The sequence below is a fragment of the Xanthomonas sp. NCPPB 901 genome, assembly GCF_056725085.1.
Map to the genome: position 1 here is coordinate 3,538,623 of NZ_CM161511.1, position 24,860 is coordinate 3,563,482.

At 63.1% G+C, this 24,860-nt stretch carries 21 protein-coding genes; 7 read left to right on the forward strand and 14 right to left on the reverse strand.

The window, feature by feature from the left end:
• Positions 1-45: 45 nt before the first annotated feature.
• Positions 46-828: an abortive infection family protein gene (locus AC1PME_RS14805; protein WP_481096275.1), complete on the reverse strand. Its 783-nt coding sequence runs from the start codon at positions 826-828 to the stop codon at positions 46-48.
• Between the two features lie 231 nt (positions 829-1,059).
• Between AC1PME_RS14805 and AC1PME_RS14810 the strand changes: the two genes are divergently transcribed.
• Positions 1,060-1,677 (forward strand): DUF6988 family protein, encoded by a 618-nt coding sequence (locus AC1PME_RS14810; protein WP_481096276.1) that lies wholly within the window; start codon positions 1,060-1,062, stop codon positions 1,675-1,677.
• Positions 1,678-1,825: 148 nt separating this feature from the next.
• Here the strand turns inward: AC1PME_RS14810 and AC1PME_RS14815 are convergent, their stop codons facing one another.
• From AC1PME_RS14815 to AC1PME_RS14825, 3 genes are all read right to left on the reverse strand, one after another.
• A complete protein-coding gene (locus AC1PME_RS14815) occupies positions 1,826-2,416 on the reverse strand; it encodes a hypothetical protein (protein ID WP_481096277.1) in 591 nt (196 codons plus the stop codon).
• Positions 2,417-2,493: 77 nt separating this feature from the next.
• Positions 2,494-2,652 (reverse strand): hypothetical protein, encoded by a 159-nt coding sequence (locus tag AC1PME_RS14820; RefSeq protein WP_481096278.1) that lies wholly within the window; start codon positions 2,650-2,652, stop codon positions 2,494-2,496.
• Between the two features lie 252 nt (positions 2,653-2,904).
• Positions 2,905-3,171 carry an XRE family transcriptional regulator gene (locus AC1PME_RS14825; protein ID WP_481098127.1) on the reverse strand — a complete coding sequence of 89 codons (267 nt, stop codon included), beginning with the start codon at positions 3,169-3,171 and terminating at the stop codon, positions 2,905-2,907.
• 172 nt (positions 3,172-3,343) lie between these two features.
• Between AC1PME_RS14825 and AC1PME_RS14830 the strand changes: the two genes are divergently transcribed.
• The 4 genes from AC1PME_RS14830 to AC1PME_RS14845 all read left to right on the forward strand — a co-directional run bounded on the left by AC1PME_RS14830 (position 3,344) and on the right by AC1PME_RS14845 (position 5,945).
• Positions 3,344-4,105 carry a hypothetical protein gene (locus AC1PME_RS14830; protein ID WP_481096279.1) on the forward strand — a complete coding sequence of 254 codons (762 nt, stop codon included), beginning with the start codon at positions 3,344-3,346 and terminating at the stop codon, positions 4,103-4,105.
• A 52-nt stretch (positions 4,106-4,157) separates the two neighbouring features.
• Entirely contained in the window at positions 4,158-4,472 is a 315-nt protein-coding gene (locus AC1PME_RS14835) for a hypothetical protein (protein ID WP_045760595.1), read from the forward strand.
• Positions 4,469-4,849 (forward strand): hypothetical protein, encoded by a 381-nt coding sequence (locus AC1PME_RS14840; RefSeq protein WP_481096280.1) that lies wholly within the window; start codon positions 4,469-4,471, stop codon positions 4,847-4,849. The genes AC1PME_RS14835 and AC1PME_RS14840 overlap by 4 nt, the downstream gene beginning before the upstream one ends.
• A 355-nt stretch (positions 4,850-5,204) precedes the next feature.
• The gene (locus AC1PME_RS14845) at positions 5,205-5,945 is read left to right on the forward strand and encodes a DNA/RNA non-specific endonuclease (RefSeq protein WP_481096281.1); all 741 of its coding nucleotides are present in this window, start codon (positions 5,205-5,207) and stop codon (positions 5,943-5,945) included.
• Between the two features lie 115 nt (positions 5,946-6,060).
• Here AC1PME_RS14845 and AC1PME_RS14850 read toward each other — a convergent pair whose 3' ends face one another.
• The 8 genes from AC1PME_RS14850 to AC1PME_RS14885 form a co-directional block, all read right to left on the reverse strand.
• Positions 6,061-6,396, reverse strand: coding sequence for a hypothetical protein (locus AC1PME_RS14850; RefSeq protein WP_481096282.1), 336 nt, complete (start codon positions 6,394-6,396; stop codon positions 6,061-6,063).
• A gap of 376 nt (positions 6,397-6,772) precedes the next feature.
• On the reverse strand, positions 6,773-7,129 hold the full coding sequence (locus AC1PME_RS14855; protein ID WP_481096283.1) for a hypothetical protein: 357 nt from the start codon (positions 7,127-7,129) through the stop codon (positions 6,773-6,775).
• A 13-nt stretch (positions 7,130-7,142) separates the two neighbouring features.
• Positions 7,143-11,735, reverse strand: a complete 4,593-nt coding sequence (locus tag AC1PME_RS14860; protein WP_481096284.1) for an RHS repeat-associated core domain-containing protein — start codon at positions 11,733-11,735, stop codon at positions 7,143-7,145.
• A 245-nt stretch (positions 11,736-11,980) separates the two neighbouring features.
• On the reverse strand, positions 11,981-12,385 hold the full coding sequence (locus AC1PME_RS14865) for an H-NS histone family protein (RefSeq protein ID WP_481096285.1): 405 nt from the start codon (positions 12,383-12,385) through the stop codon (positions 11,981-11,983).
• 153 nt (positions 12,386-12,538) lie between these two features.
• Positions 12,539-13,237: a hypothetical protein gene (locus AC1PME_RS14870; RefSeq protein WP_481096286.1), complete on the reverse strand. Its 699-nt coding sequence runs from the start codon at positions 13,235-13,237 to the stop codon at positions 12,539-12,541.
• Positions 13,238-14,177: 940 nt separating this feature from the next.
• Complete coding sequence (locus AC1PME_RS14875; RefSeq protein ID WP_481096287.1) at positions 14,178-14,588, reverse strand: hypothetical protein; 411 nt, start codon at positions 14,586-14,588, stop codon at positions 14,178-14,180.
• A gap of 151 nt (positions 14,589-14,739) precedes the next feature.
• Positions 14,740-15,501, reverse strand: a complete 762-nt coding sequence (locus tag AC1PME_RS14880) for a nucleotide-binding protein (RefSeq protein ID WP_481096288.1) — start codon at positions 15,499-15,501, stop codon at positions 14,740-14,742.
• Positions 15,494-17,395: a site-specific integrase gene (locus AC1PME_RS14885; protein WP_481096289.1), complete on the reverse strand. Its 1,902-nt coding sequence runs from the start codon at positions 17,393-17,395 to the stop codon at positions 15,494-15,496. The genes AC1PME_RS14880 and AC1PME_RS14885 overlap by 8 nt, the downstream gene beginning before the upstream one ends.
• A 202-nt stretch (positions 17,396-17,597) precedes the next feature.
• Between AC1PME_RS14885 and mutS the strand changes: the two genes are divergently transcribed.
• A complete protein-coding gene (mutS, locus tag AC1PME_RS14890; protein ID WP_481096290.1) occupies positions 17,598-20,153 on the forward strand; it encodes a DNA mismatch repair protein MutS in 2,556 nt (851 codons plus the stop codon).
• A gap of 376 nt (positions 20,154-20,529) precedes the next feature.
• Here the strand turns inward: mutS and AC1PME_RS14895 are convergent, their stop codons facing one another.
• Positions 20,530-21,189 carry a glutathione S-transferase family protein gene (locus AC1PME_RS14895; protein WP_481096291.1) on the reverse strand — a complete coding sequence of 220 codons (660 nt, stop codon included), beginning with the start codon at positions 21,187-21,189 and terminating at the stop codon, positions 20,530-20,532.
• 57 nt (positions 21,190-21,246) lie between these two features.
• Positions 21,247-21,942 (reverse strand): helix-turn-helix transcriptional regulator, encoded by a 696-nt coding sequence (locus tag AC1PME_RS14900; protein ID WP_254458712.1) that lies wholly within the window; start codon positions 21,940-21,942, stop codon positions 21,247-21,249.
• A 267-nt stretch (positions 21,943-22,209) separates the two neighbouring features.
• Between AC1PME_RS14900 and katG the strand changes: the two genes are divergently transcribed.
• The gene (gene katG, locus AC1PME_RS14905; RefSeq protein WP_481096292.1) at positions 22,210-24,459 is read left to right on the forward strand and encodes a catalase/peroxidase HPI; all 2,250 of its coding nucleotides are present in this window, start codon (positions 22,210-22,212) and stop codon (positions 24,457-24,459) included.
• The last annotated feature ends 401 nt before the right edge of the window (positions 24,460-24,860 follow it).

The window sequence follows — 24,860 nt, forward strand, 5'->3', positions numbered from 1 at the left end:
GACCTACCCTATATCCCAGTCAACGTCCACCTGGCAAAGCGGCAATTAAAAGGGAAAATTGAGGTCCTGACGGCTCGCCTCCACGGCGCGAACGCGAGCTGCTGCCTTAAACCGCTCTTCCGATGCTTTAATGAAGCGGACCGTGCTAGTGACATTGCTGGCAATTAGCAGAGCTTCGTCGTAAGCCAAAACGGGGTTATCGTGGGCCATCGAATGGTTGTTCCGCACATGATCGAATTGCCCGAAGATTGTGATGGCCCCTTTAAGTATGTTCTCGGTCATCTGCGAGGCAACCAAACCCTCTTCTTTCAGGCGCTTTACGTAGGCTCCCATCAACCCGCCCAGCGGAACCGAGCGGTCCTTGGGAATACTGTGGTCTTCGCAAAGCTTCCGAAGAAACTTAACCAAAAAAGTATGCAAGCGGTCTAACCCCTGCTCGGGTTCGTTTCGCTCAAAACACTCGCGGGCTGCCTTCGCCACCTGCTGAAAGTCTTCAGTATCGCCCTCTAGCGTTTCAATGTCTGGTATAGGTTTTGCCTGAGCTAATCGCGCAGCGATCGCCTCGCAGTCACGGAATAGCGCTTGCCGCTCAAGCGCCGAATGGCCAGTTTCTTTGCAATACTCCAGCAAGCCAGCAATGACTCGCCCAACCAAGGCATCATCCTCTTTGTTCCAGAAGCTGCGTAGATGGTTGGCCTTGGAGGAACCCTTGTCGCTATAAGCGCCGCTGTAAATGTCTCGCTTGATTTCCTCTTCAAAAAACCGCGCGAACGTGTTGTTGGAAAAATCCAACACATAGCCACTGTTCATGCCAAACAAGTCTTCCAACTTACGCTTCTCTCGCGGAACCAAGCTTGACATAGACACTCCAATCCTGATAGGTCGATTGCCAATTATCTAAGCAAGTGCCGGGTTGAGCCAGCCCTTCACTGCTCATGCTGATATGCCGAGATGGGAACGACTGCGCTACCCTCGCCCTTAGCCCTATGGGAGGATGCCGCCGTGCCTCAAGATCCAATCCTACAACGCGCAGAGGAAGTGCTGGCCCTTCAGCTTCGCATGGCCGATATCGCAAAACAGGTCCCCATGCCACCTGAGCACGCACCCGATCGGCACCACATCGGATACCAGGAATTTGGGCTTTCTTTCCAGCACGCCCTTTCTATCGTTACCTTGACCTCAAAGCCTGACTTAAATCTGATCCCGAGCGCCTTCGCCCTCGTGCGCCCCATGTATGAAACCCTGCAACGCGGGTGGTGGTTTGCCCTGTGTGCGACTGACCAGCAAGCCTCGCAGCTTGTTGAAAATGACAAGTTCCAAGGGGGCAATCTGACCGATGTGGCCGCCGCCATCGACGCCCGACCGCCTTTTGTGGGCACCGATTTTTTCTCAAGGTTTTCACAGGACGAGTGGAATCTCTATCACTCCTTTACCCATGGAGGCCGTGCCGCTCTGGCTATGTATGGGCACCGCCAGACCTTGGAAGCCGACTTCGATCCGAGCGTTGTCCTGACCATGCTGGACAACGCAGCGCGTATGTCAGCCATGGCCACCTTTGGGATGTGCCACGTTTGCGGTGTCTACGCACCAAATGAGGCTCGCCCACTCTGTCAGGAGCTGGTCAACATGGGACCTGAGCTGGGCACACCTCTCCCAGCAGAGGGCACCAGCCCTTGATTCGCGCACGACGGGCAGACGGGACAGAGGACGTCACCTGAGGGAAGGCGGCGCCCCCGCCGCTGGAAGAAGCGGAGCTGATTGTGGGCCTTTGGGAGTTCTCTGCCGCTATCTGCTCTCCACAAGCTCCCGACGAACCAGGTCATCCTTAGAAAGGCACCTTGTGCGGTTTCAGCACTGGGGTGGTCGCCACAGCGTTTTCAGGTGTCCCACCACCGAAGTCTCCTACCAGCCGATACACAAAGCTTGGATGGCCGTTGCGATTGCTCTCCGTCGGTCGGTGCCTGACTAGGCCCCATTCGACCAACTGGGAGATGCCGGCACTGATGTGTTCCGGCCGCACTCGTGAGTAGCGCTGCAACGTCTCATGCATGGCCAGCGCGTCACCTGTTTTTCTATCACGCAAATAAAGCAACACGGGCAGCAACTTCCACGCCGCCAGAACGGACACCCCTCGGTTGAGCTTCAACTTGAGCGCTTGGCGGGTCACAAAGCTTGGGACCTGCCGAAAAGCGTTCGGCACATGTAGGAGCTGTGTATACCGGTTTCGATAGCCATCGCGCTCAACCTGCAACACTCCAGCCTGTTCCAAAGCTCCCAAGGCCCTACTCAACATTGGCCTAGCGAGTGCAGTGCGATCCTGCAGGAACGACATCCCCATTTCGACCTGGCGAGTGACGAAGTTCACTTCGAGCGCCAGCGCAAAGTAGAGCTTATGGGCCGCAATGTGGATGCCCACGTCTCCACCAGCCCCAGTGAGGGATGCCAGTTGAGCCGACTCAACGGCCCCCTTCGGGAAACTCCCCCAAGTCGTGCTCATTCCTTTCGCCCTCGGATCGCCGCCAGCACCACATAGAGGGACATTCCCACCAAGGTCAGGGCCATTACGACAAGCAGCAACGCCGCGGCGAAAACTGGGTCGGTTTGCGAAGCCATGCGTTCAAGGAAGTCGAGGATGGACTGGAGAAGTGCCATAACTTGCCGCTCGGAGGATCGATGCTACAAGTTTTCTCTTCCTCTCACCCAGTATCTAGATAGAGCTACAGACTATAACGGCTCAAAAATTCCGGTAACCCCATGATTTAAATAACATAAAACAAAATTTTTTGCCAAAAAAGATGGTTCATGGCAAGCCCCATGCCTACTGCCCTGGTGAACCATGTTGCCGGTGGGCAGGGCCTCGGACACTGGATTCGTAAGTCCCAGGGACCGCCCCTGAACAACCGGTCAGCCAGAGAGGTTGCCGGCTCGCAACAAAGCGTCGATGGCGCGAGATCGCTCTTCAGGAGCCATCTGCGCCAGAGCCAAGATTGCTTTTGCTATGTCGTCGTCTTCGGCGACCAGATAGGCCATTGGCACCCCTAGCGTATCGGCCAGCCTTCCCAGCCCATCCAAGTCGATTCCGCTGACCTCAGTCTCGTAGCGGTTGACCCGGCTGCTCGCCAGCTTCTTATCAAGCCCCATCAGCACCCCCAGCGCTCGTTGGCTGGCAATGCCGCGCAGCTCTCGGGCCTGCTTGAGGCGAGCTGCAAAGAGCGCGCGGGGTGAGGACTTCGACAAGTGAATGAAAGTTGAAAAACCGGGTCAGACAGCATGACTTGGTCCTCCTCTGCATGGCAGACTCTTCATGAAATGTAGCACCCTCCAACCATAGACAGGGGATTTCATGAAGACCGCACGGATCGCAGGCGCCGTCCTGCTCGCAGCGTCGCTGGCCATCACGGCCCAGGCCCAGGACGGCTCAGCCCCCAAGCCCGGCTTCTTCCGCCAACTGGGTGGCAGCTTGAAAGATGCCGGCCAACGAATGGTCGGCATCAAGCCGAACGCAGACGGCAAGTCCACCACCCGGACCAGCAGCACCGGCCCCCTCTACACGCCCCTCGGCGGCGCCGGGAAGCTGCCCGGACTCTTCAAGGGCGACAACCATCAGGCTGCCCAGGCAGGCCGCTTGGAGTGGCCTCGGGTCGCGCTGACGTTCACCGAATGGGGCGTCTCTCTGCCCTGCTGGACCGTGGAAGCGCATATCTGGTCCGACCCCGCGACCTCGAGCACGGAGACCTTCCGCGCCTGCGCCGACGCCCCGCTGACCGACAGCGACGACCTGGGCGAAGTGGCCGAGCTCAACACGTCGGCTCTCTGGAAAGGCCGCGACACGCTGACCGGTATCCGGGTGCCGGCCAGCAAGCCGAACACCGGCGCTCAGCGCTCCACCGGCCCCAACCCGCCCGCGCAACCGTTCGCCGTCAACGTGAGCCGCCCCGGCGTCGCCGATCGCGCCGTCGACGTGTCGCTGCGCGTGGCGTGGGTCTCGGGGTTCCTCCAGACCGCAGATCTGCATCCGGGGACCAGCGGCCTGCTGACGCCCTTCAAGGACAGCCGGCTCTGGATTGCGGGCTTCAAGCCCGACGGCAACCGCGACAAGCCGTAGCCCCTGATCTCGCCCGCCTCCCCCATCACCATCCCTCAGCAAAAGGAACGACATGAAAAACGCATGGATCGGCCTGGTCGCGTTGACCACGGCCTTGGGCCTGACCGCCTGCAGCGGCAAGCCCTCGAACGACAACGCCAAGCAGGCCCTGGTGACCCTGCTTGAGCAGAGCGGCGCCGGCCGAGTGAGCGACATTCGGGACTTCGAGTTGACCGGCTGCACCAAGGCCGAGGACGCCGACGGCTACCGCTGCGACACGCGCGGCCAGGTCGTCCTCGAGATTGCTGGTCGGCAGGTCCCCGTCCCCGTCAACAAGAACCTGCGCTATGCCAAGGCCGACGGCACGTGGAGGGCCTACGCAAAATGACGACCAACCCTGACCCGATGGCCAGCACGCCGGTTGGCTTGGCACACCCGCTTCCTGGCGCCGGTGCGCCGCGGGCTGCGCCTAAAAAAGTGCTGACGCCCCACAACCGATTTTTCTGGTGGTTCTCGCTGACCCTGCTCTTCCTGGGTCCGTTCGGCTTCCTCGTCGGGCCTTTGATGGCCCGGCGGGGTCTGCGCAAAGCAGAGCGACTCTGCCCGGGCACCGCCTACGCAGCTCGGCAGCGCGACAAGGGGTTCACTGCTGGGCAGTGGTGGGTCATGACGCCGCTGGCTCTGATGGGAGCCTTCTGGATCTTTTCGCTGCTGAGCGGGCTGCCGATGGTGTTGCTGGTGCTGTGGGTGCAGCTGACCAGTTGATTCCGATAGAGCATCCGCATCAAAAAGCCCGGGCAATCCGGGCTTTCTTTTTGCTCCATACCTCGCCCGTATTGCATGGCAATGGAGGCCGTTTTACAGCGACGAAGTCTTCCGACCAAGTCACACCTTGGCCAATCCGCGGTTGACCCGCTCAGCTCGCTGTTAGATACATGTCGCAACCGCGTGCCACTCCGTGGCAAAGGGGCGCGGTTGTTGTCTCTCCCACCACACCGGCTCGAGCCGGTCTCGGCTGTCTGCTCCACCTCTGTCAACTCGCGCGTCTCTCAACAAGCACGGCCCTTGTCCGTGCGTGCTGGGTTCGTGCGGCCTGCCTAAACACATGGAGAAGTGCACTATGCGATTCCGGATCTTCCTCGCCGTCTTCCTGTTCACCACCGCCAGCGCAGCAGCGCAGGCCCAGGTCGTCACGCTCAACAAGGGCGGCTTTATCCTGACCTACGACTGCACCGAGCACACCGCCACGCGCTACGAATACTCGCTCAACGCGGACACCGGCTCCGCGGCGCGTCCGTCCGATTTCAAGCTCGACACTACCCTGCCGAGCGGCTGTGGCGGTCAGACCTCGACGAAGTCCTACGCCAGCGTGCGCTCGGGCTACGACCGTGGCCACTTGGTCACGTCGAACCACATGGACTACAACTCGACCTACATCGTCCGCGCGAACCTGATGTCGAACATCGTGCCGCAGGTGTCGGGCTTCAACCAAGGAATCTGGGTGCAGGCGGAGAACGTCGCCGAGTGCTACCGCGACATCAAGCCGGTGAAGGTTTACGGCGGTGTGGTGTTCGGCGACACGTCGAACGACTACTTCCTCTCGAGCCACGGCATCCGCACGCCGGAATACTTCTGGAAGACGATCATCACCACCGACCCGAGCACCGGCGCTGAGAAGGCCATCAGCTGGATCATCCCGAACCAGACCGGCCTGGGAAGCCTCGACGACTACATCGTGTCGATCGCCGACCTGGAAGAACTCATCGGTGCCAGCAACGTTGGCATCACCGCATCTTCTGCGGTCAAGAACATGCTGCCGGCGACGACGTGGAAGCTGCCGAGCAACTGCGACCTGAGCTGAGCACGCGCCGGCGTCGCAACGCGTTTCCTCGAAAGCCCCGGGTCACCACCTGGGGCTTTCTCTTTGCGGGCAAGGGATAGCTACGAGGGGAGTCCCGCTCTCCGGGAGCATCCGCTCAACTGGTCGCGTCGCCCTTGAGCACGGGCAGCGGTTGCCCCGCGGCAGAGCCGATCGGCAGGCGGGATTCGGCGCCAGGCGTGACGACGATGACGGTGATGACCTCGTCCTGCAGCGAGTTGATTTGAACGAACTTGAGGCCGGCCTTCTCGAACACGTAGGCTTTGAACAGCGGCGACAGGCTGACGTTTTGTTTGCCGGGCGGCACGCGCTCCCCCATGCCCTCGATGACGTCGGCCGGGTTCAACGCCGGCTGCTCCGCTGCCTTGGCGAGCGGGGACAACCCGGCGGCCATCATGGCCACCCCGATCACTATTCCGGAGAAGGATTTCATCGGTCGATCCTTGAGGTATGCGGCCTCATAGACGCTACTGCTGGGCCGAAGGGGCCGCAAGCGCCGCCCGGAGGCGCGGGAAAACCGTCTACGGGATTGGACAAATGTATCCATGAAGTCGAGCCGCGCCCCTACCCGCTTGGCCGATCTGAGGCCGCAACCCCGCCGGGCGAAAAGCAAAGGCCCCGCATGCGGGGCCTTTGATCGTCGGCGCTTAGGTGGAGGTTCTGGCCTCCGTCCCCCAGCCATGGTGGGTGAAGTGGCCTGGACGATGAAGACAGCTTGCCATGGGAGATGCGGACTCGTGATCAGTTGAACACGGACCTTGGCATCAGAAAAATCCTACGCGAACCTAAAAGCTCGCCCTCCATAGCCTTCACTTCTTGCAAGTTGAATAGGCCACCTTCTCAAAATCCCCTGCCAGACGCACACTCTCCTTCAGCCTATCAACAGCGCGGCAGTTAGGAATCAATCCGTTGTCTGGAAACGAGTAAATTTCCTTTTCTTTGTTCAACTTATTCAACGCCCACCAAACACGCCCTCCGTCGACACGGAAACGAACAGCATTCTCACCCCCAACCTCCCCGACAAGAAAATCGCTTTTATCTTGTGCATATTGGAGGTCAAGCGCCTGCAAGTTTCCATACACAGCTTTCTCGCTGACCGAGCAACCCACTCCATTCATCAATACGAGAAAAACAACAACCGACAATGAAATTATTTTTACCTTCATTTTCCACCCCATATCAGCGACCTGGGTTATAGCTTGAGAGACCAGCAGGAATCCTGCCACCCTTGGGTATAAAGTAATAACCATTTTTGGCATCGCTGCCCAACAAATTCATGAATGTGGCGCCTGGAAGTATAGAGTCGCCAGCATCGATGCCAATGCTGCTCAGCCCTGCTTCAACCGTTGTTGCGCAATTACTGGACAACACGTGGTAAGGATTCTTTGCATCGCTTTTTATTTTCTCAATCATCTCGCTCTCTTGTTCGCGCGTGGTCTTAAGAGTAACCACCTCCACAAACCTATCGCTCAGCTGATCTGAAATGTAGTCATCAAAACTTGAACCCCAGTCATGCTTGGTCCCTCGACTATAAATGCCACGCCCTGTTACAGCGACAGCTATGTGCCCGAAAGGGTTTCCTGGCGCAGACCCGGACAGTATTACCGCGGTATCTAAACCGTAGCGGTCTACCGAGCCTACTGGACTACCCTTCACGTAAGCATAAGTGCTGATGCCGCCGCTGAGCCCAATCAGATCGCTCTGCGCATACCGCCCACTGACGGTGTCGTAGTCCCGGAAATAGTTCTGGTTGAACCCCGTGGCGCTGTCGTAACGCTGACCCGGGAAGCGCAGGTTGAACACGAATGCGGTGCCGTCGTTGTCCGGGTCTTGGTTCGGCGGCGTGCTACCGAAGGCCTCGCCCTTGACGTCCCAAGTCCAGATGGCGACGTCACGCGCCGAGTCGATCACAGCCCGTGGCGTGCCTAGGTGGTCCGGCTGCACATAGTTCAGCGCAGTGCCCACCAGCACGCCCACCGGCAGGTCATCGAGCCAGATCGCCTGCTGGAGCGCCTTGCCGTTGGTGTCGTAGTCGCCCATCCAGTGGCCGGCTTCGTCGTAAACGGTGTAGGTGTTGGTGGTGCCGAGGAAGCGGCGCACCTGCTCACCCCGCTCGTTGTAGCGATACTCCATCGCCAACGTGCCACTGCGCGTGGCTTGGCTCATGCGTCCCGTCGCGTCGTAGGCGAACGTGCGGGCCGTGCCATCGATGGCCGTGGTGTTGCCCATCGCGTCGTAGCTGCGCGCGGCGCCCGCCACGTTCGCCAGGCGGTGGCTGTCGGTTGGATAGGTGTAGGTTTGGCTGGCGCCGTTGACCTGGGCGCTGAGCCGGTTGCCGGTGGCGTCGTAGCTGTAGCCATCGATGACCGTGCCGGTCGGGCCATCCTTGAAGGCGGTCAGCCGATTCAGGTTGTCATAGCCAAACTTCACCACGGGTGCGGTGTTGCCGGGCGCGGTCAGCGCGGTGAGGTTGCCCGCCGGGTCGAAGCCGAACCCGATGTTGAGGCCATCCTTGCGGCCGTCCTGGATCGCCAGTGGGCGATAGTTCTTGTCCAGCACGCGCTGCAACGGCCGGCCGTTGCCATAGACCCAGCCAGCGCTGGGGCCAAACGGGTAATAGGTCGCGCCGCTCAGGAGTTTTTGACGCGCGCCGCCGGCGGGCGTGACGCCCACTTCCGTTGTTTGTCCCAGCGCATTGCGCACGTAATCCACCACCGCGCCGTCCGGATAGGTCACCTGGCTGAGGCGGTCGCCCTTGGTGTAGGCGTAGCGCAGCGCGAACGCCTTGCCGTTGGTGGTCTGCACCTTGCGCACGACGCGTCCGAACCGGTCGTAGCAATACTGGGTCGTGCCGCTGCCGTCCTGCAGCCTGCTCAAGCGGCCCAGCGCGAAGGTTTCCCCGGCCGCACACACGGTCTGGCTGGCATCGTAGGTGTAGGTGGCGATCAGCGCCTTGTCGGCATAGGTGGTCTTGGTCAGGCGCCCCAGCGCATCGTAGAGGTAGCTGGTCTTGGTGCCGCGCGCGTCGGTCTGCGTAACCATGTTGCCGGCGCTGTTGTAGGTATAGCTGGTCACGCCCGTGTCGGGGCTGGTCAGCTTCAGCAGGTCGCCCAGCCCGTTGTATTGGTAGAGCGTGGCCAGACCCTTGGGATCGGTGACCTTGGCGATGCGGTCCAACGCGTCGTAGTCGAACTGGGTCTTGGCCGCGATGCCGCCCACGTCCTGTGTGGTCTGCTTGACCCGGTTGAGCGGATCGTAGTCGGCCTGGGTCTTGTGCTTGAGCGCGTCGGTGACCAGCTGCACATTGCCGTTGTCGTCGTAGCTGAAGTCGGTCGGATCGGCTTCGGCCGTGGCCTGGGTCGCCAACTGACCAATCCGGTTGTAGACACGCGATAGCGTGTGCTTGAGCGTGCCCGACGCGTCCTTGATGTCTTCCTTGGCGCGGTTGCCCGATGCATCCAGCGTGTAGTGGATGGTGTTGCCGGCGCCATCGGTCACGTCGGTCAAACGATGTGCGGCGTCGTAACCGTAGGTGACGAACGTGCCGTCGGGGTCGCTCACCTTGCTGACATTGCCTACCTCATCGTAGGCCACGACCGTCGTCTGATCTTGGTCGGACGGTGTGCCATCCGCGTTCGCGCGCAGCGTGCTTGAGTCCGTCCAGCCGCGTGGCGTGTAGGTGAGGTCCCGGATCAGGCCATTGGCGTCCTGGGTGCGCGTCGGGCGCCCATTTCGGTCGTAGGCCACATAGGTGGTGGCCCGGCCTAGCGCATCGATGACCTGATACAGATCCCCTGCCCGGTGGCAGGCACCGCCGATGTTGCTGCAGCCGGATTCGTCGGCGGTCAGGTAGTAGCGATAGGTGATGGTGTCCGCCACATCGGTGCGCGGGCCGTCCTGGCTCAGCACCAGGCCGATCTGTGGGCACTGCGTGCCGTCCACGGTGTCGCAGTAGCTGGTCAGCCACTGGCGAACCCCAGCCGGGGCGTTAGGCATGCTGCCGCAGGTGTAGCTGGCAGCCGTGGACACGCCCGGATCAACCTCGCAACGTGCCGTCTGCTGACCGCGGGCGTTGTAGGCCCACACCGTCTTGGCGGTCGTGGCGCCGGACGCATCGAGCACCGTGCGCGTCAGTGGCACGCGCAGGCTGGTGTTCCAGGTGGTGTTCGTCGTGCGCTGCTGCGCAGTGCCCGACGCATCGATCTGCTGGGTCAGCAGGCCATTGGCCGAGTAGGTGGTCTTGGTGACCGTGCCCTTGAAGTCGGTCCTCGACGCCGGATACCCGTTGTCGTCGTAGGTCAGCGCCTTCCAGGGCTGATTGCATTGTTCACCGCACGGCACGCTGGCCCCGGTCGGCTTGAGCGAGCCGTAGCCGGTGTCGGTGTAGGTCAGAAAGGTTCTGAATCCCAGCGGCGAGGTGACTGCGGCCGGGGTGGCCCAGTTGGAGGTGGAAGCCGAATACTCGACCGAGATGGCATCGACGTTGCCGGCGAAGCTCGACGCAATCGCATCGCCACTGCTGGCATAGCGCGTGGTCTCGAAGCGCACGCCCTTCTCGTCGATGACGCCGGTCAGCGCCGTCGGCTGGCTCTTGTTGGAGGTGAGCGAGGCCTCGTTGTAGACGTATTGGCGCGTCTTGCCGTCCGGATATTGCACCGAGGTCAGGTTGCCGATGCTGTCGTAGCCGTAGGTCAGCGTGCCGCCGTCGGGCAAGGTGACGGTGCTCAGGCGGTTGTTGCTGTCGTAGGCGAAACTCAGCGAGCGGCCACTGGCATCGGTAACGCGTTGCAGCAGGTTCGGCGGCGGCTTGGTGCCGGCGACCGGCGGCAGATCGCTGTAGTCCAGGGTCAGCACCGTCTGGCCCATGCGATCGAACACCGAGCGCAGCAGGCCGGCGGTGTCGTAGAGCTCGGTCTGCTGGGTCGCCGCCACCGCCAGGGAGTAGCCCAGCAACACGCCGGCGCTGTCGCGGCGCTCGGTCAAGATATCGGCGATGTCCGGATCCGGCACCCACGCGCCGTTGCTGGGACGAAACCGTTCCACCACACCATCAGGCCGTTGGACATCGATAAAGCTGCCGCCATTGGCGACACCCGACAGCATCAGATCCAGTCGACGCTCGAAGGAATGCCGCCACTGCTTGCCCAGCGTCACCGCGGTCACGAAGGTCTTGCTGTTGTAGAACCGGCGCAGGGTCAGCCAGGTCGGCGAGTCGTAGTCGGTGTCCTGGCGGAACATGTTGCCCGTGGACGTGTTGATCGGGTCGCCTTCGAAGGCAGTTCCCCGATGCACCCCGCCTTGCTTCAGAGCGGCGTTGCCGCTGCTGCCATGGGGGCCAGTGTTGTCGCCAGCCTGGCCCAGCCCGCCGGTGCAGCCGGTGTTGCAACTACCCGTGTTCTTGACCGGCTGGCCTTCGCCCACGATCTTGTCGTTGGCGTAGACATCGCCCCACCAATGGCCGTTTTGATACACGCTCGCGGCCGCGAAGCCGTCGCTGTAAGTCACGGTAAAGACGGGCGTTTTTTCGCAGCCATTGGATTGGCACACCCGCATGGCGCCATCGATGACAAACTGCACCGCCTCGTTCACGGTGGCAAACGATTGCGAACCATTGCTGGAATCCCCGACATACGGCGGCCCATACTGCCGCTTCGGGGTGACCGCCGCACTGGGGAAGGCCGCCAGCGCGCCGGTAAGCAGCAACAGGCAGGCACCGCCGAAACGGCGGGCGGCACGAACGTGGGGGTTCGGCATAGCTTCGTCCTTGAGCATCGATTGAGTTGTGGTGCCGGGCGCCGCAGCATGCAGCTCCTTGGCGGCGCCATCTTACCGGTCCTTGTTGCAAATTCTGAGACAGGCGTTGGATTTCTTCACCTGAGAGATTCCCACCTGACGACCAGGCGCCAAGCGGTCGTCCCTCGACCTACTCGGCGCTCCTTGGCCCATCGCTGGGGAGCTCAGGACAAGTCCTAGGCTCCCCACTTCCTCGGACAACCTACATCCGCCCCCGTTGCCGCTCAGCCCGGATACTTCGGGAACTTCTCGCCCGGGTGCTTTGCTTTCCACTCGTTATAGGCAGGAGAGCCTTCCCAGGCCTTGAACGCCAAGGGGGTGCGTCCGCGGCCCGACCAGGTTTCCTGAGTGTGCGGAAGCCAGTATTTGGGAGCGACTTCCTTCTTGGCCTGAGCGGGAGCGGCTCTGCGGCCACGGCCGGGGCTGCTGGCCCCGATGGCCACCGCCAGTTCGGCCTTCTGCTTCGGGGTGAAGTGCTCGCCGTATTGGCTAAGAAGGCTCGTGATCTCCGCAAACGCGGCGGCGGCCTGTTCTTGGCGGAGCGCTGCTTCCTGCTCCTCAAGCTTGCGGAGCTCCTCTTCGATCTTGGCCTTGGCGGAGGTGATCGACTCCAGGGTTTTCTTACTCATTAAGCGCATCGCCTGTTAGGAAAATGGATCTTTCTCGGACACCATGATTTCAGTTGATTTCACCATCAACAAACACGGCACTTCCTTTTGTCGCAGAGAGAAAGCTAGCCAATGATACATGCGCGTCTTGAGAGGAGTAGCCCGGTTGGACAGCTAGTTCTTGGCGCGAGCGTTTCTCAGCGGGCCACCATGTCTCTCTCTGTAGAGTCTTTCTGCCAGTTCTGGCATACGAACCTCCCTGCGAACTGGTGATCCGACCCACAAATCATAGGCGCAAGGAATTGCCGGAAAGAATCCGACAGCCAAAGGAGCCCATTGCTGCCAATGCGCGACTGCGGCAACCGTGGAGCCAGGAACAAGCCAGCCGAGAAGCACGAGCGCGACAGCCGTCCACCCCGCCCGCACAGTCGAGTCCCAACGCACCTCGTCTTCAGCGATCTCCGCCATCTGCTTCTCAACATCCACTCGACGCGAACCTTCTGGCGCATCAGCAAGCCATCTGTCGGCATCAGTCCACGTAACGTAAGTCAAGGACTCCATGCCTGTTCGGTTGGGCGCTGTCCCTGGAATGCACTGAATCCACTCAACCAGTAAGCCGAGGACCGACAGCAATAACGGCAACAATAGAGGCACCACAATCCTCACCACAGCACCGTAGGCCAGCACGACCAAGATGAGGGCGGCAGGCCGGTCGGAGATCGTCGACCAACGAAGGTTCCAGACGTTAGTCCCTGTCGACAAGACTAAAACCACGTCTGCGAGGAGCACAAAGCCGAACAGGCGTAGTTGCGCTCTGTAGTCGTGCGCTTTCTCAAGAAGATTCCATTTATCCATATCAATGCTCAAAGACATTTCCCCTCAGTGCCCGACTATTCATCTGATGCGCCGGATATCGGCGTTTTAAGCCAACTCTTGAGTAGCCATCTCCAGAATGGAGACTGATCGTGCTATACAACCGTCCGACATGGAGGTGACCGCCGCTTCAAGAACAACCGGGAGATACCAGTCTGCCAATACGAGGAAGTCGCCCTGCGCAGCGACACCGGACAGAACGAACTACTCCAGATATCACGGCTCGGCTCCGCCACGGAGTTCGCCTCTGCGATCGCCACGTTAGGAAAGATGTCGGCCGAAACGGCTTGAGGTGGCTTCGACCATCTCTGACAACTCGCACGCACGCCTCAACATCCCAACCATGCGACCTTACATTTAATTGACTGTTGAGGTTGACAACCAAGGGAACTCGACTATGGTGCGCACCAGGAGGATGCACACCTTGATATTTCCATTCGATTACATGTACCAAGTCGAGAATGGCACATGGGCGCAACCTGACCGGGAGGTTTTGGCTCGCCTAGGATTGCACCTACTGTTCGACCCCGATCGCTTCACTGTGGACATGCGTGAGATTCGAGACATGGGCTACCAAGCGAGAATCCACGCAATGGCCCTGATCACCTATTGCATACAGAACCCGGAAAGTCTCGTGAAAGAAGACACAAGTTCGTGCGCAGCGATGCTTAACCTAGCTGCTCGAGTTAGCCAATCAGAGGCAATCTGAGCATGAACGGGCCGGATTACTTCAAACACTTGATCCATAGTGAACAGAACGCTGCTTTGCTAGCAAAGTTAGCACTGAGCCTGACCCAGGCTCACGATTCGCCGAGAGTCGCACCCTACGACATGCTCAAGTTGACCCCTTTGAATCGGGCCGTCGCATCTGCCTTCGTGATCTGGACGTTCTCAAATCCGGGCTTTTCATTCGACCACATTTCACTCCGCACACTTCAAGCTATTTCACGGACGGGATTGAAGAAAGGCTAACAGCAGGATTTGCAAGATATGCATTCACCTCCGAAATAAGAACATCCTTACTCCTAATCCATCCATTGCGGAAACGATTATAGAAGTAAGCAAGACCTTCATCCGAAAGGTAAATATTCTTGTCCCGAAGCCACTGCACTAACTGAATCCACGTAAAGCCAACACCATCGTCCCTCAACTTCTCAGCGATCCCATCAAGCACTGCCAAAAGCGCATTCTCGTCCTGATCAAGCTTCATGAGTGCACGATGCAGTTCATAGCCAGATTTTTCATCACCCTGAGTCCCCCCATCCTTACGTGCAAACATTTCCAATAGCAACGTCGCTATTTGAACTGGCGAAAACCCCTTGCCACACAATGATTTAGTCAACTCAATCATCCAAGGACTCACCGGAAACGGCAAGCTCGACCGAACCACATGCTCACAAGTCATAATCACCCCAATAAATATCCGGACTAAATTCAATAAAACTAATACCTAGAATTAGCACACCCACACACCCTCCATGAAAGCACCATACTTGACGTTATCAAAATCGACCCAAATCCTCATCCAAGTCTCTATAATCGGTCGGTGGAGGAAGCCCCTTATCTAAATCGCGCTGACGCTGCCCCGATCTTTGCATAGCAGTCTCATTTAAAAGCGCTGCTGCCGCAGACTCTAGCGTTTGGTCAAAGCGCTCTCGAGCGTCAGCGTTAGCCCATGGCAGGGTGAGTGCTTCCGTGACAGGGCCGACCCACACTTGTCCTTCGAGCAAGCACTCGTCTAGCATGTATCGAGGCAGGGCCAATACGTGTCCTAGAATGCGGCCATCCAAGTATCCCCACTCATGCTGCACTTGTATGCATTCGCGCACCGTCTCGAGCGCGAGCACTCGGCCGGCTTTCTTGGTCATTCGAGCGACCTGATTCCGTAGGGACTGAAGCTCAAGCTCCATCTCCAACTCGCGCGCACGCTGCCGCACACGCTCCAGCTCATCCACCAGCCGCCGCTCCTTGACGGTCCTCCCCGTCCGAGCCGACTGCCATTCTTCCAAATCGGACATGAGATAGCGGACGTGCTGGTTGGCTCCGCCCTCGTCGTCCCCCGCCCCCTTCTGGAACGCAGGACCCAATGGCGGAGTCCGCCGCCGCCATTGTCCGAGCGTGTCCACGTGGACACCGAGAAATCGAGCCGCCGCCTTGCTACTCACGGATGGGGTCAGGCCGGCCTTGGCCCGTTCCAACTCCCTGTCCAATGCAGCCTCGGCCAGCGCGCGGTATTCCTCCTCGCTGCGAACGACCTCAATCATCCAGTGCGATCCTTCGGTTCCTGGGAGCGAAGATAGTAACGGGTTCGTCGCTCACCTCGTCCAAGCGCGGCCGATCTGTCCCCTTGAGGCGGTTCCATACCCTTGGGCTCATGGCGATCATGCTTTCCTCCACCCGCCCCATGGCCTCCCGGAGCTTGGACCACTCCTGCTCTGTGTAGCGTTCGGAGACCGCGGCCATGCGATCCGTCCCAACACCGGGCGTATGGTGGTGAAGCAACTGCGAGACGATTCGGCTTTCGCCAAACAGCAGCGCTGCGTAGCGGCCCAAAGTTCGTCGGAAATCGTGCGTCGTCAGCCCGATGTCCACTTCGGCCCGCACATCCACGAGTCCAGCATCCCGGCGGACGTTGGCCACGATGCTCTTGCTGTCGGAATAGTGTCCCGTCTTGCTGCGATGGGACCTAGCCGGGAAGACGAAGACCGACCGAACCAACGTGCGACGCGCCTGCTCTACGTCTTTCTCCAGCCTGCCCACCAAGTCAACACGGGCTCCCTTGGTCTTGGCCGCCTTCAGCAGCGCCTCGGCGTCTACCAATGTCTTCCGCGCCTCCACTTCATCAAGGCGCTCTTCGAACCGGCGCTGCAACACCTTTTGAGCGAAGTAAGTCACCGGCAAGTAGCGCTCCTCCCCGCTTTTGGTGTCGAACAGGTAGACCTGCGAGCCTGCACGGCGGGTGTAGGGGTTCACCTCGTCCGGCCCGGCCAGCCAAACCCAGGACACCTCCGACTGCCGCAGTTCGCCAGGCGAACACCGATCGAACCACCGAAGCTGCGCGGCCTCGCTGCGGCGCGTGCCCCACAGCAGGGTCAACAGCAGGTAGTCCGCGCCGGTGGCGTTCAATCCGCCCTGCTCGTCCCGCCGAGCCAAAATCACCTTCAGCACCCGTGGCAGCGTTTCGTCGCTCAACGGGTTTCGGACTTCGGCTCGCTCGTAGTGCCGGCGAAGCTCTTGGGCGTCGCGCAGCAGGTCGTCGTCATGGATGACCTGGAACGGGTTGTAGCGCAGCACCGGCTCGCGCTGTTCCCGGGCAGCCGCTTTCCGTTCGCGCTTGAGCACTAGGTCAACTGCCCGCTTGGCATCGGTGAACGAATGTTCGGTGGAAGCCCGCCCGGCCGCCTTGACCCGCTGAAGGTATCGACCGCTGATGCCCAAGACTTCGAGTTGATGCGTGGAGAGCTCCGCCCAGTCGGGATGCTCAGCCAAGGCCGTCCGCATCGCCGTCGGGATCCGATTGGACCGCACCATCGAGGATTTCCTCAGGTTCTCGAACGCCTGATGGATATCCCTATCCGTCAACCGAAGGATGGCCTTGTCTGCCAGCCCAACCTCAGCGCGCGCAAACCTAGCCAAGCTGTCCTGAACCGCGCGAACGCTGGCGGGCTTGGCCTTCTTGTTGCGGACCCGCTTCTCAAGATCTTCAACGTAAACGGCGAAGCAGTCCGCGAGCGTCAATCCCTTCAGTTCAACCAAGTGCTCGCTTCGAGCTTCCTGCCGAGACGGGTGCTCGCCCGTCTCTCGGACCACGGCCAGCTTCTGGCGGGCCAGTTCATAGGCCTGTTCGGGCCCCATGTCCGCGACGTTCCCCAGCGAGAACCGCCGGACTCCTGAGGGCCCTCGAACCACGACCTCGTAGGTCGTGCGGGTGGTCCCGACATAGAAGCCGAACCCCGTCGGGGCTCCTTGGTTGCCATCCAATACGCGATAGGGCTTTCCAACATCTGCGGCCGGGCGTGGACCGATGACGGCCCTGCCCTGCTTGCCCTCGAGCGGACCCTTGGCCACGCTCAACTCGCAGATCTGCCGGTAGGACAGCTTAAACTTATTGCCTCGGCGACGTGGGGCATCAGCCTCCGTCGCAACAACCGTATCCATGGTCGATCCTCTCTGTGTCCGTCGCAACATCGATTTGATCCCGTTTGAGTGACCGCCGCAACAGCGGCGCAACAAAGAACACCGTTACTTGCCGTCAGTGACCCGGATTGACCGTTACAAACCGTAGGAAAGCTTCTTGCAAACCACTGATTCCACTGCAAAAACCTCGCTGAGCAAGGCAAGTGCCGAGCACACGCCCCTCATGAAGCAGTTCTTCGCCGCCAAGTCCGAGTACCCGGACCTGTTGCTGTTCTTCCGCATGGGCGATTTCTACGAACTGTTCTACGACGACGCGCGCAAGGCCGCGCGGCTGCTGGACATCACCCTGACCCAGCGCGGCAGTTCCGGCGGCGCGCCGATCCCGATGGCCGGGGTGCCGGTGCACGCCTACGAGGGCTATCTGGCACGGCTGGTGGCGCTGGGCGAGTCGGTGGCGATCTGCGAGCAGATCGGCGATCCGGCGCTGGCCAAGGGCCTGGTCGAGCGCAAGGTGGTGCGCATCGTCACCCCCGGCACGGTCACCGACGAGGCCTTGCTGGACGAGCGCCGCGACACCCTGCTGATGGCCATCGCGCGCACCAAGCAGGGCTACGGCCTGGCCTGGGCCGACCTGGCCGGCGGCCGCTTCCTGGTCAACGAGGTGGACAACGAGGACGCGCTGGAAGCCGAACTGGCGCGGCTGGAGCCGGCCGAGCTGCTGGTGCCCGACGAGGACCAGTGGCCGGAGTTCCTGCGCGAGCGCCGTGGCGTGCGCCGTCGGCCGCCGTGGCTATTCGACGCCGACAGCGGCCGCCGCCAGTTGCTGGCGTTCTTCCGCGTGCACGATCTCAGCGGCTTCGGCATCGACGACAAGCCGCGCGCCACCGCCGCCGCCGGCGCCCTGCTCGGCTACGTGGAGGAAACCCAGAAGCAGCGCTTGCCGCACCTGACCGCGATCGCGATGGAGACCGCCGGCGAGGCGATCGCGATGAACGCGGCCACCCGCCGCCACCTGGAACTGGACACACGCGTCGACGGCGACACCCGCAATACCCTGCTCGGCGTGCTCGATAGCACGGTCACGCCGATGGGCGGGCGCCTGCTGCGGCGCTGGCTGCACCGTCCGCTGCGCCTGCGCGAGGTGCTGGTGCAGCGCCACCACGCGGTCGGCACCCTGATCGACCGCGGCGCCGATGCCGATCTGCGCGAGGCGTTCCGCGCGCTCGGCGACGTCGAACGCATCCTCACCCGCGTGGCGCTGCGTTCGGCGCGCCCGCGCGATTTCTCGACCCTGCGCGACGGCCTGGGCCTGTTGCCGAAGGTGCGCGCGATCCTGGCGCCGCTGGATTCGCCGCGGCTGGCGGCGCTGGCCGCGGAGCTGGGCCAGCATGACGAGATCGCGCACCTGTTGGCGGCGGCGATCGCCGAACAGCCGCCGCTCAAGCTCAGCGACGGCGGCGTCATCGCCGCCGACTACGACGCCGAGCTGGACGAACTGCGCCGGCTCAGCACCAACGCCGACCAGTTCCTGATCGACCTGGAAGCGCGCGAGCGCGCCAGCAGCGGCATCGCCACGCTGAAGGTCGGCTACAACCGTGTGCACGGTTACTACATCGAGATCAGCAAGGGCCAGGCCGACAAGGCGCCGGTGCACTACAGCCGGCGCCAGACCCTGACCAACGCCGAGCGCTACATCACCGAGGAACTGAAGAACTTCGAGGACAAGGTGCTGTCGGCGCGCGAGCGTGCGCTGTCGCGCGAGAAGCTGCTCTACGAAGGCCTGCTGGACACGCTGGGCGAATGCCTGGAACCGCTCAAGCGCGCCGCCGCCGCGCTCAGCGAACTGGACGTGCTGGCCGGCTTCGCCGAACGCGCGCAGGCGCTGGACTGGACCCAGCCGGAACTGGAGACCGGTGCGTGCCTGCGCATCGAGCGCGGCCGTCACCCGGTGGTGGAAGCGGTGCGCGAGCAACCGTTCGAGCCCAACGACCTGGACCTGCACCCCGACCGACGCATGCTGGTGATCACCGGCCCGAACATGGGCGGTAAGTCGACCTACATGCGCCAGAACGCGCTGATCGTGCTGCTCGCGCACATCGGCAGCTACGTGCCGGCGCGGCGCGCGGTGATCGGCGCGATCGACCGCATCCTCACCCGCATCGGCGCCGGCGACGACCTGGCCCGCGGCCAGTCGACCTTCATGGTCGAGATGGCCGAGACCAGCTACATCTTGCACCACGCCACCGCGCAGTCGCTGGTGCTGATGGACGAGATCGGCCGCGGCACCTCCACCTACGACGGCCTGGCCCTGGCCGACGCGGTGGCGCGCCACCTGGCCCACCACAACCGCTGCTACACGCTGTTCGCCACGCACTATTTCGAGCTGACCGCGCTGGCCGACGAATCGGTCGAAGGCGGCCCCAGCGGCATCGCCAACGTGCACCTGGACGCGGTCGAGCACGGCGATCGCCTGGTGTTCATGCACGCGGTCAAGGACGGCCCGGCCAACCGCAGCTTCGGCCTGCAGGTGGCGGCGCTGGCCGGCCTGCCCAAGGCCACCGTGGCGCAGGCGCGGCGGCGCCTGGCGGAACTGGAACAGCGCGGCGGCGAAAGCCACGCCTCGCAGATGGCGCCGCAGGCGCTGGACGCGCCGCAGCAGTTCGGCCTGTTCGCGGCCGCGCCTTCCGCCGCGCAGGAAGCGCTGGCCGCGTTGGATCCGGACGAACTGACGCCCAAGCAGGCGCTGGAAGCGCTGTACCGGCTCAAGTCGCTGCTGTAACGCAATGTGCGGCTTAGCCCCTCTCCCACCGGGAGAGGGGTTGGGGTGAGGGTCCGGCGCGCAGCATCTCGCAATGTCAGGGCGCACGAGGCTGCGCCCGTACCCTCATCCGCCCCTGCGGGGCACCTTCTCCCGAGGGGAGAAGGGAAAGCGCTAGCCCCTCTCCCACCGGGAGAGGGGTTGGGGTGAGGGTCCGGCGCGCAGCGTCTCGCAATGTCAGGGCGCACGAGGCTGCGCCCGTACCCTCATCCGCCCCTTCGGGGCACCTTCTCCCGATGGGAGAAGGAACCGCTGCTAGCCCCTTTCCCCTCGGGAGAAGGGCTGGGGTGAGGGTCCATCCACACGGCACACCCAGCCGCCGGTGGTCCACATCCCGCTAGGCGTTCGCCGGCACGGCGTTCGGGCGCGGCATGAACGGATTCGGATGGGCGGGCAGCAACGCATCGTCGATGGCCGCGGCACGCTGCGCCGCCGGGCGCGCCAGGTGCCGCTGCACGAACGCGACGAACGCCGACCGCGCCTCCAGCACGCCGATGCGCGTGTAGAAGCCGAGGAACGCGGCGGCATAGAGGTCGGCTGCACTGAAGCGGTCGCCGGCCAGGTGCTCGCGACCGGCCACGCCCTGCTCCAGCATGTCCAGCAGGTCCTCGCCATGGCCGTAGCCGGCGCTGTGCGCCGGCGCCAGCGTGCCGTACTGTTTGGCGGTCAGGAAGGCTTCGGCCGGCCCCGCCAGCAGGAACAGCCAACGGTAGTAATCGGCCCGCGCCGGCGATCCCGGCGGCGGCGCCAGTTGCCGCTCCGGCACCAGATCGGCCAGGTAGGCGCAGATCGCGGCGTTCTCGGTGACGATCGTGGTGCCGTGGACCAGCGCCGGCACCTTGCCCATCGGGTTGATCGCCAGGTACGCCGGCGCCTTCATGCCGGTGCCGTAGTCGAGGATCTGCGCGCGGTACGGCAGGCCGGTTTCTTCGAGCATCCAGCGTGCGATGCGGCCGCGCGACATGGGGTGGGTGTAGAGCACAAGATCGTGGGACATGGTCGGACTCCGTGGTGGACGCCGCGCAGTCTGCGCCGCCCCTGCTGACAACCGCTGTCAGGAGGCCACACGGTGGCCGGTGGCGGCGCGCCAGCGCCGGATCAGCAGATGCCGACGGTCCGGGTAGCGTTCGCCGTCGTCGCGCAGCGCCAGCACCCGGTCGGCGCGGAAATGGCGGAAGTCGCCGCGCAGTTCGCACCAGGCCGCGATCATCCCGTAGCCATCGAGGAAGGCCATCGCGAACGGCCAGATGCGCCGCTGCGAGGCGGTGCCGCCGGCATCGGCGTACTCCATGTGCAACACGTGCTCCAGGCGAATGCCCCGGCGCAGGACCGGCAGCCACGGCGCCGCCGGTTGCGCCAGCGCGGCCGCGGGCACCAGCAACCCGCTGGTCTCCAGCGCCAGCCGCAACGGCGCCGGCAGCGTCGCGCCGATCCGGGTGATCGCCCGCTGCGCGGCCTGCGCCAGTTCCGGATCGGCCTGGCTCGCCACCCAGCGCGCGCCCAGGGTCAGCGCCTCCAGTTCGTCCTCGCTGAAATGCAGCTCCGGCAGCAGGAACCCCGGGCGCAGTACATACCCCACGCCCGGGTCGCCGAGGATGTCGGCGCCCTGCCCGCGCAGGCTGGCGATGTCGCGGTACAGCGTACGCAGGCTCACCCCCAGGTCGGCGGCGAGTCGCGCCCCGGCCACGGGCCGGCGGCGTCCACGCAGGGCATCGAGCAGGCGCAGCAACCGGGTGGCGCGTTGGGTCATCCGCACAGGATAGCGAGCGCCGCCGCCAGCCGGCATGGCATGCCCGCGTCCAACCGCATCGCCATGCCTGCCCGGCATGCCTGCAGCCCCGGGCCTTGCAGCGCCATCGAACGAAGCGATAGTTATTACCTATCGATTGATTAGAAGAATTCGAATTCTATAAATAGCCGCTTCCGCCTATCGTGTGCCCAGTTCCACCGTATCGCCGCCGCATGATCGCGGCGCTGAGCCACCCCATATCGTCCCTCCAGATCAAGGCAGCCTCCCATGACCAGCGAATCGAAATGCCCGTTCCACCAGGCTGCCAGCGGCAGCGGTACCAGCAACCGCGACTGGTGGCCCAAGCAGTTGCGCGTGGACCTGCTCAACCAGCATTCGGCCCGCTCCAATCCGCTGGACCCGCAGTTCGATTACGCCAAGGCGTTCAAGCAACTCGATCTGGAAGCGCTCAAGCGCGATCTGCACGCGCTGATGACCGATTCGCAGGACTGGTGGCCGGCCGACTTCGGCCACTACGGCCCGTTGTTCGTGCGCATGGCCTGGCATAGCGCCGGCACCTACCGCACCGGCGACGGCCGCGGCGGCGGCGGCCGCGGCCAGCAGCGCTTCGCTCCGCTCAACAGCTGGCCCGACAACGTCAGCCTGGACAAGGCGCGGCGCCTGCTGTGGCCGATCAAGCAGAAGTACGGCCAGGCCATCTCGTGGGCCGACCTGCTGATCCTCACCGGCAACGTCGCGCTGGAATCGATGGGCTTCAAGACCTTCGGTTTCGCCGGCGGCCGCGCCGACACCTGGGAGCCGGACCAGGACGTGTACTGGGGCCGCGAGACCAAGTGGCTGGGCGGCGACGAGCGCTATTCGCACGGTTCGCCGGGCGTGGACGAAGCGCACGGTGTGCTGGTGAAGGACGACGACAGCGAAGTGCAGCACACCCGCGACCTGGAGAACCCGCTGGCCGCGGTGCAGATGGGCCTGATCTACGTGAACCCGGAAGGCCCGGACGGCAATCCCGACCCGCTGCTGGCGGCCAAGGACATCCGCGACACCTTCGGCCGCATGGCGATGAACGACGAAGAGACCGTGGCGCTGATCGCCGGCGGCCACACCTTCGGCAAGACCCACGGCGCCGGCCCGGCCGACCACGTCGGCGCCGAGCCGGAAGCGGCCGACCTGGAAAGCCAGGGCCTGGGCTGGTCCAACAGCTTCGGCAGCGGCAAGGGCGGCGACACCATCACCAGCGGCCTGGAAGTCACCTGGACCACCAGGCCGGCGCAGTGGACCAACGAGTTCTTCGAGCACCTGTTCAAGTTCGACTGGGAGCTGAGCAAGAGCCCGGCCGGCGCGCACCAGTGGGTGGCCAAGAACGCCGAGGCGGTCATTCCGGACGCGCACGATCCGTCGAAGAAGCACCGGCCGACCATGCTCACCACCGACCTGGCGCTGCGCTTCGATCCGGCCTACGAGAAGATCTCGCGCCGCTTCCTGGAGAACCCGCAGCAGTTCGCCGATGCCTTCGCCCGCGCCTGGTTCAAGCTGACCCACCGCGACATGGGCCCGCGTGCGCGCTACCTCGGTCCGGACGTGCCGGCCGAAGAACTGCTGTGGCAGGACCCGATCCCGGCCGTGGACCACCCGCTGGTCGACGCGCAGGACATCGCCGCGCTGAAGCAGACCCTGCTCGATTCCGGGCTGAGCGTGGCCCAGCTGGTGTCCACCGCCTGGGCCGCGGCCTCCACCTTCCGCGGTTCGGACATGCGCGGCGGCGCCAACGGTGCGCGCATCCGCCTGGCCCCGCAGAAGGACTGGGAGGTCAACCAGCCGGCGCAACTGGCGCAGGTGCTGGCCACGCTCGAGCGCATCCAGGCGCAGTTCAACGGCGCCCAGAGCGGCGGCAAGAAGATCTCGCTGGCCGACCTGATCGTGCTCGGTGGCGTCGCCGCGGTGGAACGTGCGGCCAAGCTCGCCGGTCAGACCGTCGAAGTGCCGTTCGTGCCTGGCCGCATGGATGCGTCGCAAGAGCAGACCGACGTGGAATCGTTCGCGGTGCTGGAACCGATCGCCGATGGCTTCCGCAACTACGCCAGGCGCCGCTATGCGCTGTCGGCCGAGGCGCTGCTGATCGACAAGGCGCAGTTGCTGACCCTGACCGCGCCGGAGATGACCGTCCTGGTCGGCGGCCTGCGCGTGCTCGGCGCCAACAGCGGCCAGTCCGCGCATGGCGTATTCACCGATCGCCCGGGCGTGCTCAGCAACGACTTCTTCGCCAATTTGCTGGACATGGGAACCGAGTGGAAGGCGACCTCGCAGATGAAGGACGTCTACGAAGGCCGCGACCGCAGCAGCGGCACCGTGAAGTGGACCGGCACCCGTGCCGACCTAGTATTCGGCTCCAACTCGGTGCTGCGCGCCGTGGCCGAGGTCTACGCCAGCGCCGATGCGCAGGAGAAGTTCGTGCGCGACTTCGTCGCCGCCTGGACCAAGGTGATGCAACTGGACCGCTTCGACCTGGCCGCCTGAGGCCGGCAGCGCACGCCACGACAACGCCCCGCTCGCCGGGGCGTTGTCGTGCGCGTGGGTGGCAATCGCCATGCTCCGAGGTGTGGCGGAGACGACACCATCGTCGCGCGACGCCGCCGCGCGTCGCGGCTGAAGCCGCTCCTGCAGCAACGTCCCACCACGCTCCGCGCAGCCACTCCCCATAGGAACGACTTCAGCCGCGACCGCGTGTCTGCCCGGAACGCATACCGCATGCGGCGTACCTCGACACGTCGCTCCTCTGGCAGTACCGGCAAAGACGAGTGCCTGGTGTGGCGGAACGAATCCGCGTGTCGCGGCTGAAGCCGCTCCTACGCAAAGCCGCGACCACGCCGAGCGCAGCCGCTCGTGGTGGGAGGGGACTTCGTCCCGACCTCGGATAC